Source organism: Pseudarthrobacter sp. 10T415, assembly GCF_056394175.1.
In genome coordinates this window covers 134,954-148,968 of the sequence record NZ_JBFTHJ010000003.1, presented here as the reverse complement: position 1 = coordinate 148,968, position 14,015 = coordinate 134,954, and the positions used below count along the sequence as shown (strand labels likewise).

The 14,015-nt window shown below is 66.2% G+C and carries 14 protein-coding genes; 6 read left to right on the top strand and 8 right to left on the bottom strand.

The window, feature by feature from the left end:
• Positions 1-40 precede the first annotated feature (40 nt).
• Entirely contained in the window at positions 41-715 is a 675-nt protein-coding gene (locus AC1DBN_RS06305; RefSeq protein ID WP_477722786.1) for a pentapeptide repeat-containing protein, read from the bottom strand.
• Entirely contained in the window at positions 712-1,173 is a 462-nt protein-coding gene (locus AC1DBN_RS06300; protein ID WP_477722785.1) for an SRPBCC family protein, read from the bottom strand. The genes AC1DBN_RS06305 and AC1DBN_RS06300 overlap by 4 nt, the downstream gene beginning before the upstream one ends.
• A 151-nt stretch (positions 1,174-1,324) precedes the next feature.
• Here AC1DBN_RS06300 and AC1DBN_RS06295 point away from each other — a divergent pair, with 151 nt between their 5' ends.
• A complete protein-coding gene (locus AC1DBN_RS06295) occupies positions 1,325-1,501 on the top strand; it encodes a CsbD family protein (RefSeq protein WP_045729318.1) in 177 nt (58 codons plus the stop codon).
• 112 nt (positions 1,502-1,613) lie between these two features.
• Here AC1DBN_RS06295 and AC1DBN_RS06290 read toward each other — a convergent pair whose 3' ends face one another.
• Positions 1,614-2,684 carry a DNA polymerase IV gene (locus AC1DBN_RS06290; protein ID WP_477722784.1) on the bottom strand — a complete coding sequence of 357 codons (1,071 nt, stop codon included), beginning with the start codon at positions 2,682-2,684 and terminating at the stop codon, positions 1,614-1,616.
• Between the two features lie 66 nt (positions 2,685-2,750).
• Here AC1DBN_RS06290 and AC1DBN_RS06285 point away from each other — a divergent pair, with 66 nt between their 5' ends.
• Positions 2,751-3,509: a dienelactone hydrolase family protein gene (locus AC1DBN_RS06285; protein WP_477722783.1), complete on the top strand. Its 759-nt coding sequence runs from the start codon at positions 2,751-2,753 to the stop codon at positions 3,507-3,509.
• 82 nt (positions 3,510-3,591) lie between these two features.
• On the opposite strand, the gene AC1DBN_RS06280 is transcribed toward AC1DBN_RS06285, so the two are convergent.
• A complete protein-coding gene (locus AC1DBN_RS06280; RefSeq protein WP_091722736.1) occupies positions 3,592-5,052 on the bottom strand; it encodes an amino acid permease in 1,461 nt (486 codons plus the stop codon).
• Between the two features lie 271 nt (positions 5,053-5,323).
• Between AC1DBN_RS06280 and AC1DBN_RS06275 the strand changes: the two genes are divergently transcribed.
• A complete protein-coding gene (locus AC1DBN_RS06275) occupies positions 5,324-6,574 on the top strand; it encodes an Nramp family divalent metal transporter (RefSeq protein ID WP_477722782.1) in 1,251 nt (416 codons plus the stop codon).
• 51 nt (positions 6,575-6,625) lie between these two features.
• A complete protein-coding gene (locus AC1DBN_RS06270; RefSeq protein ID WP_091722739.1) occupies positions 6,626-7,387 on the top strand; it encodes a CPBP family intramembrane glutamic endopeptidase in 762 nt (253 codons plus the stop codon).
• Between the two features lie 3 nt (positions 7,388-7,390).
• On the opposite strand, the gene AC1DBN_RS06265 is transcribed toward AC1DBN_RS06270, so the two are convergent.
• The 4 genes from AC1DBN_RS06265 to AC1DBN_RS06250 are packed head-to-tail and all read right to left on the bottom strand — an operon-like array spanning position 7,391 to position 12,357.
• On the bottom strand, positions 7,391-9,181 hold the full coding sequence (locus AC1DBN_RS06265) for a hypothetical protein (RefSeq protein ID WP_477722781.1): 1,791 nt from the start codon (positions 9,179-9,181) through the stop codon (positions 7,391-7,393).
• Positions 9,182-9,185: 4 nt separating this feature from the next.
• Positions 9,186-10,130, bottom strand: coding sequence for a carbohydrate ABC transporter permease (locus AC1DBN_RS06260; protein WP_477722780.1), 945 nt, complete (start codon positions 10,128-10,130; stop codon positions 9,186-9,188).
• 3 nt (positions 10,131-10,133) lie between these two features.
• Complete coding sequence (locus tag AC1DBN_RS06255; RefSeq protein ID WP_172830001.1) at positions 10,134-11,081, bottom strand: carbohydrate ABC transporter permease; 948 nt, start codon at positions 11,079-11,081, stop codon at positions 10,134-10,136.
• A 4-nt stretch (positions 11,082-11,085) separates the two neighbouring features.
• Positions 11,086-12,357 carry an ABC transporter substrate-binding protein gene (locus tag AC1DBN_RS06250; RefSeq protein ID WP_091722746.1) on the bottom strand — a complete coding sequence of 424 codons (1,272 nt, stop codon included), beginning with the start codon at positions 12,355-12,357 and terminating at the stop codon, positions 11,086-11,088.
• A 228-nt stretch (positions 12,358-12,585) separates the two neighbouring features.
• Between AC1DBN_RS06250 and AC1DBN_RS06245 the strand changes: the two genes are divergently transcribed.
• Both AC1DBN_RS06245 and AC1DBN_RS06240 read left to right on the top strand, forming a co-directional pair.
• A complete protein-coding gene (locus AC1DBN_RS06245; protein WP_091722748.1) occupies positions 12,586-13,026 on the top strand; it encodes a VOC family protein in 441 nt (146 codons plus the stop codon).
• 22 nt (positions 13,027-13,048) lie between these two features.
• Positions 13,049-14,002 (top strand): 1,4-dihydroxy-2-naphthoyl-CoA synthase, encoded by a 954-nt coding sequence (locus tag AC1DBN_RS06240; protein WP_477722779.1) that lies wholly within the window; start codon positions 13,049-13,051, stop codon positions 14,000-14,002.
• Positions 14,003-14,015: the final 13 nt, after the last annotated feature.

Here is a 14,015-nt window from a genome sequence, read left to right as displayed (position 1 = left end):
GTAAATAGTACACGGCGGGCCCGGCCACGCGTAGCCCCACTTAGATAACGGTGATGCCCAGGTGTGCGGCCAGGAGTGGCGCGAGCAGTCCCAGCTGGTATTCGTCCATGACGACGCCGGCCATGTTGCCGATGCCGCTGACGCTGCGGAAATCGGCGCCGCGGAGGTCGAAGTCCTTGAGCCTGGCACCGGTAAAGTCCAGGGCTCCGATGGTGCACCCCTTCAGCGATACCCTCGTTGCCGCTGCCGAGCCAAGGTCCAGTTCGTTGATGATGCAGTCGGTGATGAGCACGTCCGTCAGCTTCGCCCCGCGCAGGTTCAGGTAGTCCAGCTTGCCGCCCTCGATCCGGACGGACTGCCACCCTGATTCGTAGAGTTCGGCCGAACCGAGCCGGGGGTTGGTGATCTCAACGTCCCGCCAGGTGCTGCGGGCGGCCCGGAAGACGGGGGCATACAGCTCGCTGATGACGGTGTCGCGGAATCCGGCGCCCCGGAGTTGGGCTTCGTTGAAGGAAACCCCCTGGAGCTCACACTCGGAGAAGTCGACGCCGGAGAGCTCCAGCCCATCGGCGTCCAGGCGGCTGTAGCGGGCACCCTCGTGGCGCCCGCCGCGGCGGAAGTCCAGGCCGCGGTCCTCGAGGTCCTCTAGCCGGACCGGCGAAAGCCGCGGAGCGGTGACGGCAGCCTTGGGCCGCCTGGTCCCGGACCCGCTCACCGGGCGGATTCCGCTTTGGCCGCGATGTCCGCCAGGTCCTTGGCGAGTGCTTTGCGGCTTGCCGCCATGCCCAGCCTGCCGAACACTGCGACGAGGATCCGGGTGGCCGCCGTGGGCTTGGACATTTTGGCACCAAAGGTCAGCGTCAGGTCGGTTCCGCCGTCGCGGTTGGCCAGGCTGAACCTGGTGCTGTAATCCGCCCCGCCCTGGGCCGCCTTAACGGTGGTGGTGCGGGGCGGTTCCGCACTGTCCACCCACATCTCCACGGTTTCAGACCTGCCGAACATCTTCCGCGTTTCCTTCCAGCGGGTGCCCTCGGCGTAGGCACCGTCCGTCAGGAGCTGCACCGCCTCCACCCCGGACAGCGTCCCGGGTGCGTTCCGGATATCCGTGATTACGGCCCACACCCTTTCCGGCGAAGCTTTGATGTGCTGGGTCAGGCTGAGGCTTTGGTCCATGACGTCGAGCCTATCGCCGCCGGCGGACAACGACAGGGCGGCCAACCGCCCGCGGCACTCCCGCTGCCCGCTGGGCTTGAACTAGTAAGCATGCTTCGTGTTAGTGTGAAAGGGCATTGTTTGATCGACGGAAACGAAAGGAGGCCACACCATGGGCCTCGGAGACAAGATCAGTAACGCAGCAGAAGATATGGGCGGTAAGGCCAAGGAAGCTGCTGGCAACGCAACCGACAATGACCGCCTGAAGGCAGAAGGCCAGACCGACCAGGTCAAGGCTGATGCAAAGAAGGTCGGCGAAAATGTCAAGGACGAGTTCAAGCGCAACTAGTCCTTTACCGGGGCGGCCGCAGCGAACGGCGTGCTGAACCGGTAGACAATGGCGGCGGATCCCCCGGATCCGCCGCCATTTTGCTGCCCGGTCCACATCGTTACCTCGTGGGTCACCAGCCACTGCGGGTTGGCGTATGCCCCTGCCTGGACTCGTACGGCATGGTCATTTCAGCCCGCAGCCCCAGCAGCCGGATGGGCCGGTCCGGTTCAATCTTGCCCCTGAGGTCGAGGGCCCGGGCCAGCACCTCCGCGGGGTCCGCCGTTTCGGGAATCTTGCGGGCATACGTTTTGGTGGTGAACGGGGCGTACCGGACCTTGAGCGTCAGCCCGACCACCGGCCGCCCTTCAGCGGCAACGTCCTCCAGCACCGCCGCCACCAGTTCCCGGACAGCTTCATCCACCTGCGCAGGTTCATTGAGGTCGCGCTGGAACGTGGTCTCCCGGCTGTGGCCGCGCGCCACCCACGGGGTGTCATCCACCACCGAGGAACCGTCACCCCGCCCGAGCTGCGCGTACCAGGGCCCCATTTTGGGGCCGAATTCGGGGACAAGGACCTCCGGATCCACCGCCGCCAGCTGGGAAACCGTGGTGATCCCCAGCGTTGCCAGCCGGCGCGACACTTTTGTACCCACTCCCCACAGGTCGATGGTGGGCCGGCTCCCCATGACCTCCAGCCAGTTCTCCGCCGTCAGCCGGAAAACACCGGCCGGTTTGCCGAATGTCGTCGCCACCTTGGCGCGGACCAGGGTGTCGCCGACGCCCACGCTGCAATGCAGCCTGGTGGCCTCGAGTACCGCCTCCTGCAGTTGGCGGGCGTAGGCCTCGGGATCACTGGACTGCACGCCGACGAACGCCTCATCCCAGCCAAGCACCTGCACAACAGCGCCGGGCCGGGAGCGCAGCACGCCCATCACCTCCCCCGAGGCCTGGAGGTAGGCCTCCTGGTCCACGGGCAGAATGACGGCGTCAGGAACTTTCCGCGCGGCGATGCGCAGCGGCATCCCGGATCCGACGCCATAGGCCCGGGCTTCGTAGGAGGCGGTGGAGACGACGGCCCGTTCGGTGGGATCGCCCCGGCCACCCACGATCACGGGCTTGCCGGCAAGCTCGGGGCGGCGGAGCACTTCCACGGCCGCGATGAACTGGTCCAGATCCACATGCAGCACCCAGGGTTCGCCCACATGCCCCAGTCTGCCCCGCGCCGCCGCCCTGCACCAGCATTCCCCGCGTGCGGCTAGCCTTGGGCCATGACGAACGTGGACCTGAGCACCGAGAGCATGGCCGCCGGCGGATCGCCCTCGCTGGAAGGCTATCTGGCCGTACCCGAGGGCGAGGGTCCCTTTCCCGCCGTAGTGGTGATCCATGAAGCGTTCGGCTTGGATGACCAGACCCGCCGGCACGCGGACCGGCTGGCCCGGGCCGGCTACCTTGCCCTGGCGCTGGACCTGTACAGCGACGGCGGGGCGCGGCGGTGCCTGGTGGGAACCCTGCGCGCCATGGCAGCCCGCACAGGCCGGCCGTTCACCGACATCGCCACGGCCCGCACCTGGCTTGCGGAATCGGACCTCAGTAACGGCAGGACGGGGGTGATCGGGTTCTGCATGGGCGGCGGGTTCGCCCTTCTGGCCGCCAAGGACGGGTTCCAGGCCGCGGCGGTCAACTACGGACGGCTCCCCAAAGAGCAGGAGGACCTTGTCGATGCCCTGCGCGGCGCCTGCCCCATTGTGGCCAACTACGGTGGTGCGGACAGGTCCCTCAAAGGGGCGTCCGCGCGGCTCGATTCAGCCCTCGACCAGCTGGGCATCGAGCACAGCGTGCAGGAGTTTCCCGGCGCCGGCCACAGCTTCCTCAATGACGAAGAGATGGGCCCGGCACTCCTCCGGCCGCTGATGCGCGTCATGGGAGTGGGACCTGATCCGGACTCCGCCCCCGAGGCGTGGCGGCGGATCGAAGACTACTTTGCGCGGTACCTGAAGGAAGAGGGCCCCGCCACCCCATCGAATTAAGCGACAACGGCGGCCCACCCTCCGAGCCTTTAGGTACTCAGGGGCGGGCCGTCGTCGTGCGTATCCCGGCAGTCCTGCAGCGCTAGCTGAAGAGCTCGCTCTTGGGCGCGTTGTTCTTGACCTTCTGCCAGCCCAGCCACAGGACCACGGCGAAGAACGGAATGGTGGCCAGGGTCCACAGCCCCAGGTAGAACACCTCGCCGTCCTTGCTGGTCATGGTGTCGAAGCCGATGAGGACTGCGATGACGAGCAGGGCGATGAGGCCGGCCCAGCTGGTCCACGGCGAGCCGGGCATGGGCAGGGTGGACACGCTGCCCTTCTTCTTCCGCAGCGCGATCTGGCTGGCGAAGATGGAACCCCAGGTGAAGATCACGCCGATGGAGGCCGTGTTCAGGGCGAGGTCGAACGCGTGCGAACCGCCCAGCCAGATGTTCAGGAGGATGCCCACCAGGTAGACGGTGCCGATGGCGAGGATGGCCATGTACGGGACCCGGCGGGTGGACATGCGGGTCAGCCACTGCGGCGCGTGGCCGTTGTTGGCCATGGTGCGGAAGATTCGGCCGATCGAGTAGAGGCCCGAATTGCAGGAGGACAGGGCGGCGGTAATGACGATCATGTTCATGACGTCGCCCATCCAGCCCAGGCCCATCTGGCCGAAGACGGTGACGAACGGGGAAGTCCCGGCCTTGTACTGGTCCGAGGGCAGCAGCATGGCCAGCAGGGAGACAGAGCCGACGTAGAAGACGACGATGCGGACCACGACGGCGCGGATCGCCTTGGGGACTTCGCGTTCCGGGTTCTGCATCTCACCGGCGGTGATGCCCACCAGTTCGATGGCGTTGTAGGCGAAGATGACGGCGTTCAGCACGAGGATCATGACCAGCGCGCCCTTGGGGAACATGCCGCCTTCGTCATGGAAGAGGTTGGCCACGGAGGCGTGTCCGTCGCCCACCTTGGCATTGGTGACCACCATGAAGGTGCCCACCGCCAGGAAGATGACAATCGCGGCAACCTTGAGGCAGGAGGCCCAGAATTCGAACTCGCCGAAGGCCTTGACGCTGAAGAGGTTCACAGCCACCAGCAGCACCAGCGCGGCGATGGCGGACAGCTCAACGGGGACGTTGGGGAAGAAGAACTGGAAGTAGAGGCCGATCGCGATGAGTTCGGCGATGCCGGTCATGGCCCAGTTGATGAAGTACATCCAGCCGGACAGGTAGGCGCCCTTGCGGCCGAACATTTCACCGGCGTAGCTGACGAACGAGCCGGAGGTCTGGCGGTACATGATGAGTTCGCCCAGGGCCCGCATCAGCAGGTAGGCGATGACGCCGGCAATGGCGTAGGAGAAGATGAGGGCCGGGCCGGTGGAGGCGAGGCGGCCGCCGGCTCCCATGAAGAGGCCGACGCCGATGGCGCCGCCCATGGCGATCATGGTGACGTGGCGCCTGCCCAGCGTTTTGCTGTAGCCCTCGGCACTGAGGGACGGGTCGACGGCGGTGGATGCTGCCGTGCTGTTCTTGATTTCGGGCGGGGTACTTTGAGGCACAACGGTTCCTTGTGGGTTGGGGGTTGGCCGCATCCGGAAGCGAATGATCCACCTCACATAATTCGGCCTTCATCCGCTGGGACGACCGTTTGTGAGCGTAAGTCTTCGTCTTGCCGAAGCTTCGCGCGGCCTATCCATCGTACAAGATCCATCCGGGTGCCACGTGACGCGCACTACACCAGACTTGCTACGGCATCCCGTAAAGATACTTTTCGGTATGCCTAAATTTGCTGTATTCTCGTGTCATTACCGCAATGGCGAGGAGATGATCATGGCAGCACCCACCGTGCAAGCACGGCCAGCCGCAGGCAAGCTGTGGTCACGGCTCCTGCTGCTGGGCCCGGCATTCGTCGCCGCCATCGCCTACGTGGATCCCGGAAATGTCGCCGCCAACCTGACCGCCGGCGCCAACTACGGCTACCTGCTGGTCTGGGTGCTGGTAATGGCCAACGCCATGGCGGTCCTGGTGCAGTACCAGTCCGCGAAACTGGGCCTCGCCACGGGCCTGAGCCTGCCGGAAATCCTCGGCAGGCGGCTGGGAACCCGCTCCCGGCGCCTCTACTGGGTGCAGGCCGAGGTGGTTGCCGGCGCCACGGACATGGCCGAGGTCATTGGCGGCGCCGTGGCCCTGAACCTGCTGTTCGGGCTGCCGCTCCTGCTGGGCGGGGTCATCATCGGCATCGCCTCCATGCTGCTGCTGGCGCTGCAGACCGCCCGCGGCCAACGGTCCTTCGAGTACGCCGTCCTGGTCCTCCTCGGAGTGATTGCCGTCGGTTTCATGGCCGGCTTGTTCGTCAACCCGCCCGACGCCGGCAGCGCCCTGGGCGGCCTGGTTCCGCGTTTCGAGGGAACGGACACGGTCCTGCTCGCCGCCAGCATGCTCGGCGCCACGGTGATGCCGCACGCCATCTACCTGCACTCTGCGCTGGCACGTGACCGGTTCGGCTTTTCCCCGGACCCGGCCGTGCGGACCCGCCTGATCCGGGCCACCCGGTTCGATGTGCTGGGCGCCCTGCTGCTGGCCGGCGTGGTCAACATCTCGATGCTGCTGCTGGCTGCATCCAGCCTGCGCGGCATCGAGGGAACGGACACCATCGCCGGAGCCCACGCCGCCGTCTCCGCCGCTTTGGGACCGGCCATCGGCGTCGTGTTCGCCGTGGGGCTACTGGCATCTGGCCTGGCCTCCACCTCGGTGGGCTGCTACGCCGGCGCAACCATCATGGGCGGCCTGCTGAAAGTCCGGATTCCGCTGCTGGTCCGCCGGGTCATCACCCTCATCCCCGCCCTGGTGATCCTCGGGGCAGGAATCGAGCCGACACTCGCCCTGGTCCTCAGCCAGGTGCTGCTGAGTTTCGGCATTCCGTTTGCGCTGATCCCGCTGATCCGGCTCACCGGCAAACGCGAGATCATGGGCATCCACGTTGACTCCCGCGCCCTGAAGATCGCCGGCTGGACCAGCGCCACGCTGATCGTCGGGCTGAACTGCGTGCTGATCGCCCTGACCATCGCCGGGCAATCCTGAAGCCTGGTTCCGAAAACGTTCCCGGGGGCATCCGGAAGCTAGGCTGAAACCATGGCCACCACGCACCGCCGCCCGCCCGCACCGCAGCCGGAGCTGTACCGCTTCGCTCCCCTGGATTTCGCCGCCCTCGGCACATATGTGGCCATTGCCGGCGTCTTCACCGTGGCAGGTGAGCTTCTGGCGCCGGCACTTCAGCAACTGGCACCCTCCCCGGCGGCGGCGTCCTACCTGGTCAACCTGATCTTCTACGGATCCGTGGCGGTCCTGGCGTTCCTGGCGGCCCGGCGGGTGGTGGTGCGGGACCTGAGGGTCCTGGCCACCCGCCCGTGGTTCACCGTGCTGATGGTCCCGGCGGCCGTGATCGTGATGATGATCCTCACGGCCGTGGTGGTGGCTGCCGGCGGGGAGGCCCAGACCTCCGCCAACCAGGCCGGCCTGCAGTCGCTGATGCAGCAGGTCCCGGCCTGGCTGATTGTGCCCGTGCTGGTGGTGGTGGGGCCGTTCGTGGAGGAGTACATTTTCCGGCACCTCCTGATCGGCAAGCTCAGCAGGCGGCTGAATATCTGGCTGTGCTGCGCCCTGTCCGTGGTGGTGTTTGCCGGCATCCACATCGCCGGCCAGGAGGCCATCACCCTGACGGCGCTGCTGCCCTACCTGGCCATGGGCGCCACCCTGGTGTTCGTCTACGTCTGGACCGGCAGGAACGTGATGTTCTCCTATTTCGTCCACGCTGCCAAGAACCTGCTGGCGGTGGTCTTCATCTACGCCATCCCGCCGGAGCTGTTTGAACAGCTCCAGCAGGCCCAGGCCTGATTCCTATGGCGCTTCGGTGCTCCCCCGCAGCACCAGACGGTGGCTGCCGGCGGTCCGTCCCGTGATGAACACCTTGACCCCGTCCGAGGCGTTGGTCCCCGCGAGGTAGCGGTAGTTCTCGCCCGGGTTGTAAGTGGGCGGAGTATCAGGATGGGCCGGCAGGCCCGGCCCGAACTCGATGGTGTCCGCGCCAACCCGGTAACTGCCGGCCCCGTCCACGAGCTGGAAGGCTCCGGGCGTGCCTGCAGCCGGGATCACGCCGTCGAGCACGCCCCCGGGCCGGAAGGTCAATTCCAGTGCAAAGGCGGTGTCCGCACCGTCGAAATCCAGCTCCAGGACGGTCTGCCCCGGCTCGGCCCGGACGGCAATCTGCGTGCCCAGCCGGTGGACCACCGTGGGCCTGCCGGGAAAGTCCATGCTGGCGCTGAACCGGCCCTCGTGGCCCAAAGCGTAAACGCCGTCCTGGCGCCTGCGGGCGGCGGGCAGTGGCAGGTAGAAGTTCGCTGAAAGCTCCTCGGACAGCCGGACCGTGGCGCCGTCCCGTACCGTGTGCTGGCTGCGGAACGGGCCCAGGTCGAAGAAGCTGCGGGACAGCCGCACCCCGGCGAGGACCGCTGCTCCCTGCGCGAACCGCAGGAACGTGGGATTGCTGGCCAGCCCGGACACCACGCCCGGGACCAGATTGTCGCAGCCGCCGTACACGGTGGTCACCGCACCCCCGGTCCGGAACCGGTAGGCGCCGCAGGTTTCCAGTACGGCGTCGGCCGGGGTGAGGACGTCCGGGAAAATGGCGTCCGACGGCGGCGCGTCCGGAAGTGCCGCGCCCAGCCAGGGGTCCAGCCGCAGGAGCGCCAGCAGTTTGGCGGGTTCGTGCAGCGGCAGCGTCTCCAGCCAGGCGGCGGCCGCGGCAAAGTCCGGGTTGGCGTCCTGGCCGGCAAGGCGCCGGTAGAGCGGAAGGAAGGGTGCGGCCTCGAAGTCCATCCACTGGTCCTGCCGGCGGGAGAAAACGGATTCCAGGGTTCCGTCCGGGTTGAACCAGGGCAGGAACGCCATGAGGTTCCGGCGGACATGGTCCAGCAGCCCGGGACGGCCCGCATGGTCAGCGATGGCCAGCAGGGACGGGTTGGTCACGGCCGAGGCGTACAGCGCGCTGCGTTCGGAGTACATGCTGTCCGGCAACTGGTCGATGCCTTCGGCCAGCCATTCGTTGATCCTGTCCGCGATGTCCTGCCGCGGCTGCAGCGCGTTGATCCTGGCCAGGGCGGCGCTCAGTTCCCAGCGGTGGTTGGGAGTGTGGACTCCCCCGGCCACCAGTGCGTCGGTGGCGCGGGAGATGATGCCGGCCAGCCGGGCCTCGGCGTCTGCGAGCGCCTCCCCGGGCGCCTCCAGGGCACGGATGATGCCCAGTGCGATGCACGCATCATTGAGGGTGAAGGCAGAATCCGGCGGCGAACAGAGGTTGGTGCCGTCGAACAGCCCCGTGGGGCCCTGCAGCTGTTCGAGCCGGTCCAGGCACCGGCGTATCGCGTCAACCGTGCCGCCTGCGGCGGAGCCTCCTCCCCCGGCAACGCCCCCGCCGGAACCGACGCCGCCGGCAACACCCCCGCCCGCGCCGTAAAAGGCGGAGCCGGGCTCCGTGGTGACCGCGGCCAAAGCCAGCAGCCTGCCCATGGCGGCGCGGTGCGGAAGGGCCGCGGCGTCGTCGTCGTGCGTGGCCACGAACTCTGCCACGCTCCTGTCCGCCGCCTCCACCACCCGGGAGTGGAAAGCGGTGTCAGTTGTTGTTGTTTCCACGGGCCTAGTCCTTCAGTCCGGCGCTGACATCGGCGTTGAGCACGTACTTCTGGAACACGAAGAACACGAACACCAGCGGCAGGAGGGAAATCACCGAGGCACCCAGCAGCACCGGCCAGTCAATGTTCTCCGCGCCAACGATGCTGCGCAGCGCCACCTGCAGCGTGTACCACTTGGGGTCGTTGAGCACGATCAGAGGCCAGATGTAGTCGTTCCAGCGCCACTGGAAGGAGAAGATGGCCAGCGTGAACAGGATGGGCTTGGACAGCGGGAGCATGATCCGGAAGAAAATGGCCAGCTCGCTGGCACCGTCGATCCGGGCGGAGTGCAGCAGGTCGTCCGGGACGGTCAGGAAGAACTGCCGGAACATGAAGACGCCGGTGGCCGTCAGCACGGAGGGCACGATGATGCCGGCCAGCGAGTTGTAGAGGCCCAGGTCCCGGATGACCGAGAACGTGGGATTCAGGATGACCTCGGTGGGCAGCATGGTGGTGGCCAGGATGCACACGAAGAACAGCCGGGTGCCCTTGTTGTTGTACTTGGCCAGGGCGTATCCCGTGCAGGCGCTGAAGAAGACCGTGAGGACAGTGGTGACGATGGAAACCGTCGCCGTGTTCAGGAAGTACTGGGCGAAGTCCACCCGCTCCCAGGCGTCCACGAAGCCCTGGAAGGTCCATTCGCGCGGAATCATGGACAGCGGATAGCTGAAGAGTTCGCTGCCCGGCTTGAAGGAGCTGAGCAGGAACCATAGCAGCGGGAACGCGTAGATCGCGGCGATCAGCCACGTCACCACGGTGAGCGGGACGGATGCCTTGGCGCGGGCCTCCCGGTTTCCCCGAGGCTTCCTCCGCGGGTTCTTCGGGGAATTGGGCGGCGCAGCAGGGGTCTTTGCCGCCCCGATGGCCGCTTCCTCGGCGACGGCGGGAGGCAGGTTGGCAGCTGTTGCCATGGGTCAGCCCTTCTTCCGGTTGAACCGCAGCTGGATCAGCGCGATGGCCAGCAGAACCAGCATCAGCACCATGGAGGCGGCGCTGGCGTAGCCCACCTTGGACTGCTCGAAGCCGGTCTTGTAGATGTACTGCACAATCAGGGTGTTCTCCGTGCCCGGGCCGCCGTTGGTGAGGGCCTGGATCATGGCGAACTCCTTCATCGCATGGATGGTGGAGAGCAGGATGACCATGAACGACGTCGGGGCGATGCCCGGGAGCGTGATGTGCAGGAAGCGCTGCCACGCGTTCGCCCCGTCCAGCTCTGCTGCCTCCAGCAGGGCCTCGGGGATGTTCTTCAGCGCGGCGATGAAGAGGAGCATGTTGAACGCCGTACCGCCCCAGGCCGAGGCGAAGATGACTACCGCGAGGGCCAGGTTGCCGTTGCTGGACCACGGGACGGGGCTGCCGCCCAGCAGGGAGATGACGAAGTTGACGAAGCCGAAGTCCTGGCCGAACAGCCACTTCCAGATCACGCCCACCACGATGGGCGAGATCAGCCAGGGCAGGAAGATCACCATCTTCGCCGCCGTGCGGCCGCGGACGGCCTTGCTGACCAGCAGCGAGGCCACCCCCAGCGAGCACACGTACACCAGGGGCACGGACAGGACCGTGTAGGCGAACGTCCTGCCCAGCGCCGCGTAGAACGTGCTGTCCGCGAGGAGCTTCTGGAAATTGGCCAGGCCGATGAAGTGGAGCTTGCCTACTCCGCGGTAGTCGGTGAACGAGTACAGCATCCCCAGGGCGCCCGGCCAGACGAAGAAGACCAGGAAGAGCACCACGTTGACGCCCACCAGGACCAGCGGGGCGATGACATAGCGGTTGCGGCGCTTCTGCTGCGACTTGCTCCGGACCGCCCCTGTGGGGGGCTTCCCGGGAGCCGCAGCAGTAGTGCTGATGGTTGGGTTGGCCACTGGCTTAGGCGCCGTTGTAGAGCTTCACGATGTTGTCCACCGTGGTTTTGGCATCCTGGCTGCCGGAGAGCATCTTCACGGTCTCTTCGCGCAGCGGGTCCCCGGAGAACGGGGTTTCGGAGTACGCCTCTGCCACCACGCGCTTGATGGCGTTATCGCCCTTGGCGTCGTTCTGGGCGATCTGCTTCTGGTACAGCTCAAAGGACGGCTGCTGGAACTGGTACTCCACCTTGAGGTCCTTGGCCGGCAGGTAGCCGCCCAGCTGTGCGAACTCGGTGTAGTTGGCGTCCTCGTAGAACCAGTCGATGAACTTCTTGGCTTCCTCGTCCGCGCCGGTGTCCTTGAAGGCCACCATGAAGCCGCCGCCAAGGTTGGTGGCGTTGACTTCCTTCTTGGGCAGCGGCACCGAGAGCCACTCGAAGTCCTTGATGTTCTTGTTGAAGTCGGCCACCTGCCAGCTGCCGGAGTAGTACGCGGCCACCTGGCCGCTCTTGAACATGGCGTTGCCGTCCTCGCCGCTGAGCCAGACGGACTTGGGCATGGTCTTGTCGTCGTTAATCCTCTGGAAGTACTCCAGGGTTTCCACGGCCTTGCTGTCGCCTGCGTACTTGCCGTTCTCCTTGGCGAAGGCGGTGCTGCCGAACTCGTACATCATGGCGCGGAGGCGGTGCCCGGAGCGGTCCATGACAAAGCCGTACTTGGCGCCGGCCTTTTCCCGGACTTCGGTGACGGCGGCAATGAACTCGTCCCAGGTCCAGGTGCCCTCGATGGCGGTGGGGTATTTGACGCCGGCCTTGTCGAAAAGGCTCTTGTTGACGAACAGGCCCACTGCGGTGAGGTCCGAGGGGATGGCGGGGATGATGCCGTCCGGGGACTCCTGCAGGTACTTTTCGTCGATGCTGTGGGACTTGGCGATGTCCGAGAGGTCCTGCAGCTGGTTGGCCCACAGCGGGTCAAGAGCCGTGACGCGGGCCAGTGCCGGCAGGTCGTTAGCGGTAGCGGCGTTCTTGAGTTTGGTGGTGATGTCCGCGGTGGGCACGTCCACCACCTCGATGGTGATGCCCGTGGCTTCCTTGTACTTCTTGGCCGCCGCCGCGAAAGCGCCGCCCTGGTTGGTGTCACCGGAGAGGACCAGCTGGAGCGTCTTGGACCCGGAGTCCGAGGAGCCGCCCCCGCCGCCGCAGGCAGTCAGGCCGGCAGCAAGTGCTGACAGCCCGAATGCGGTCAGGCCGAACTGGCGGCGGGTGATGCTTGAGATTCTTGTCTTCTCTGACAATGGTCTGTCCTGTCTCTCAGTGCTACTGGCCTTGCAGCAAGGCCTTTGCCGATGGTGAAAGCTAAGCCCATTCCGGCAGCCCTGCCGGCAAGGAAAAGCCTTTCCGGACCCAACTGTGACCCATGTCATGACATATTGTCAAGAGCACTTTTCAGCGTTGTAGATCCTTCTCCATCGTGGGAAAGCGTGCCCCTACCGCTCGGGCGCATGCGCCTTTACCGTTGTGGGATGGGACTGAATATCCAGATTGTCATCGACTGCCGCAGGCCGCACCACCTCGCGGACTGGTGGGCCGAAACCCTCGAATGGTCGGTGGAGCCGCAGGATGCCGGGTTCATCCGCTCCATGATCGAGCAGGGCTTCGCCACCGAGGACCAGACCACCACCCACCACGGGAACCTGGTGTGGAAGGACGGGGCCGCCATCCGCCCGCCCGATGAAATCGAGTCCAAGGCGCCCAGCCGCCGCCTCCTGTTCCAGACCGGCGAGGAGGAAAAGGTGGTCAAGAACCGTGTGCACTGGGACGTCAACCTCGCCGGACGGGACAAGGACGACGTCCGGAGCGAGCTGGAAGCGCGGGGTGCCACGTTCCTGTGGACGGCGCGTCAGGGACCGCATTCCTGGCACACCATGGCGGACCCCGAGGGGAACGAGTTCTGCATCAGCTAAGCACGATTACTAGACTTGGACGGTGAGCAACCAAATTCCCGCCCCGGTGTCCGACGTCTTCGATCCCACCCGCTGGCGGGTGGTAGCCGGTTTCGAGGACTTCCAGGACATGACCTACCACCGCCAGGTGGAGCGGGACGCCGACGGCGGCTGGGTGCGTGACCTGCCCACCGTCCGGATTGCCTTCAACCGTCCCGAGGTACGCAACGCCTTCCGCCCCGGCACCGTGGACGAGCTCTACCGTTCACTGGACCACGCCCGGATGACCCCGGACGTGGCTACCGTACTGCTCACCGGCAACGGCCCCTCCCCCAAGGACGGCGGCCACTCGTTCTGTTCCGGCGGGGACCAGCGGATCCGGGGCCGGGACGGGTACCGGTATGCCGACGGCGAGACGCAGGAAACCATCGACCCCGCCCGCGCCGGCCGGCTGCACATCCTGGAAGTGCAGCGGCTCATTCGCACCATGCCCAAGGTGGTCATCGCGGTGGTCAACGGCTGGGCGGCCGGCGGCGGGCACTCGCTGCATGTGGTGGCAGACCTGACCATCGCCTCCCGGCAGCACGGCAAGTTCAAGCAGACCGACGCCACGGTGGGCAGCTTCGACGCCGGCTATGGTTCGGCGCTGCTGGCCCGGCAGATCGGACAGAAGGCGGCCCGTGAGATCTTCTTCCTGGCACGCGAATATTCCGCTGAGGACATGGTCCGGATGGGCGCCGTCAACGAGGCCGTGGACCACGAGCGCCTCGAGGACGTGGCCCTGGAATACGCCGCAGACATCGCGCGGCAGTCGCCGCAGGCCATCAGGATGCTGAAGTTCGCGTTCAATTTGGCAGATGACGGCCTGGCAGGCCAGCAGGTCTTCGCCGGCGAAGCCACCCGGCTGGCCTACATGACGGACGAGGCGGTGGAGGGCAAGGAAGCCTTCCTGCAAAAACGGGACCCCGACTGGTCCGGCTTCCCGCACTACTTCTAAGGCAGGAGCGGCA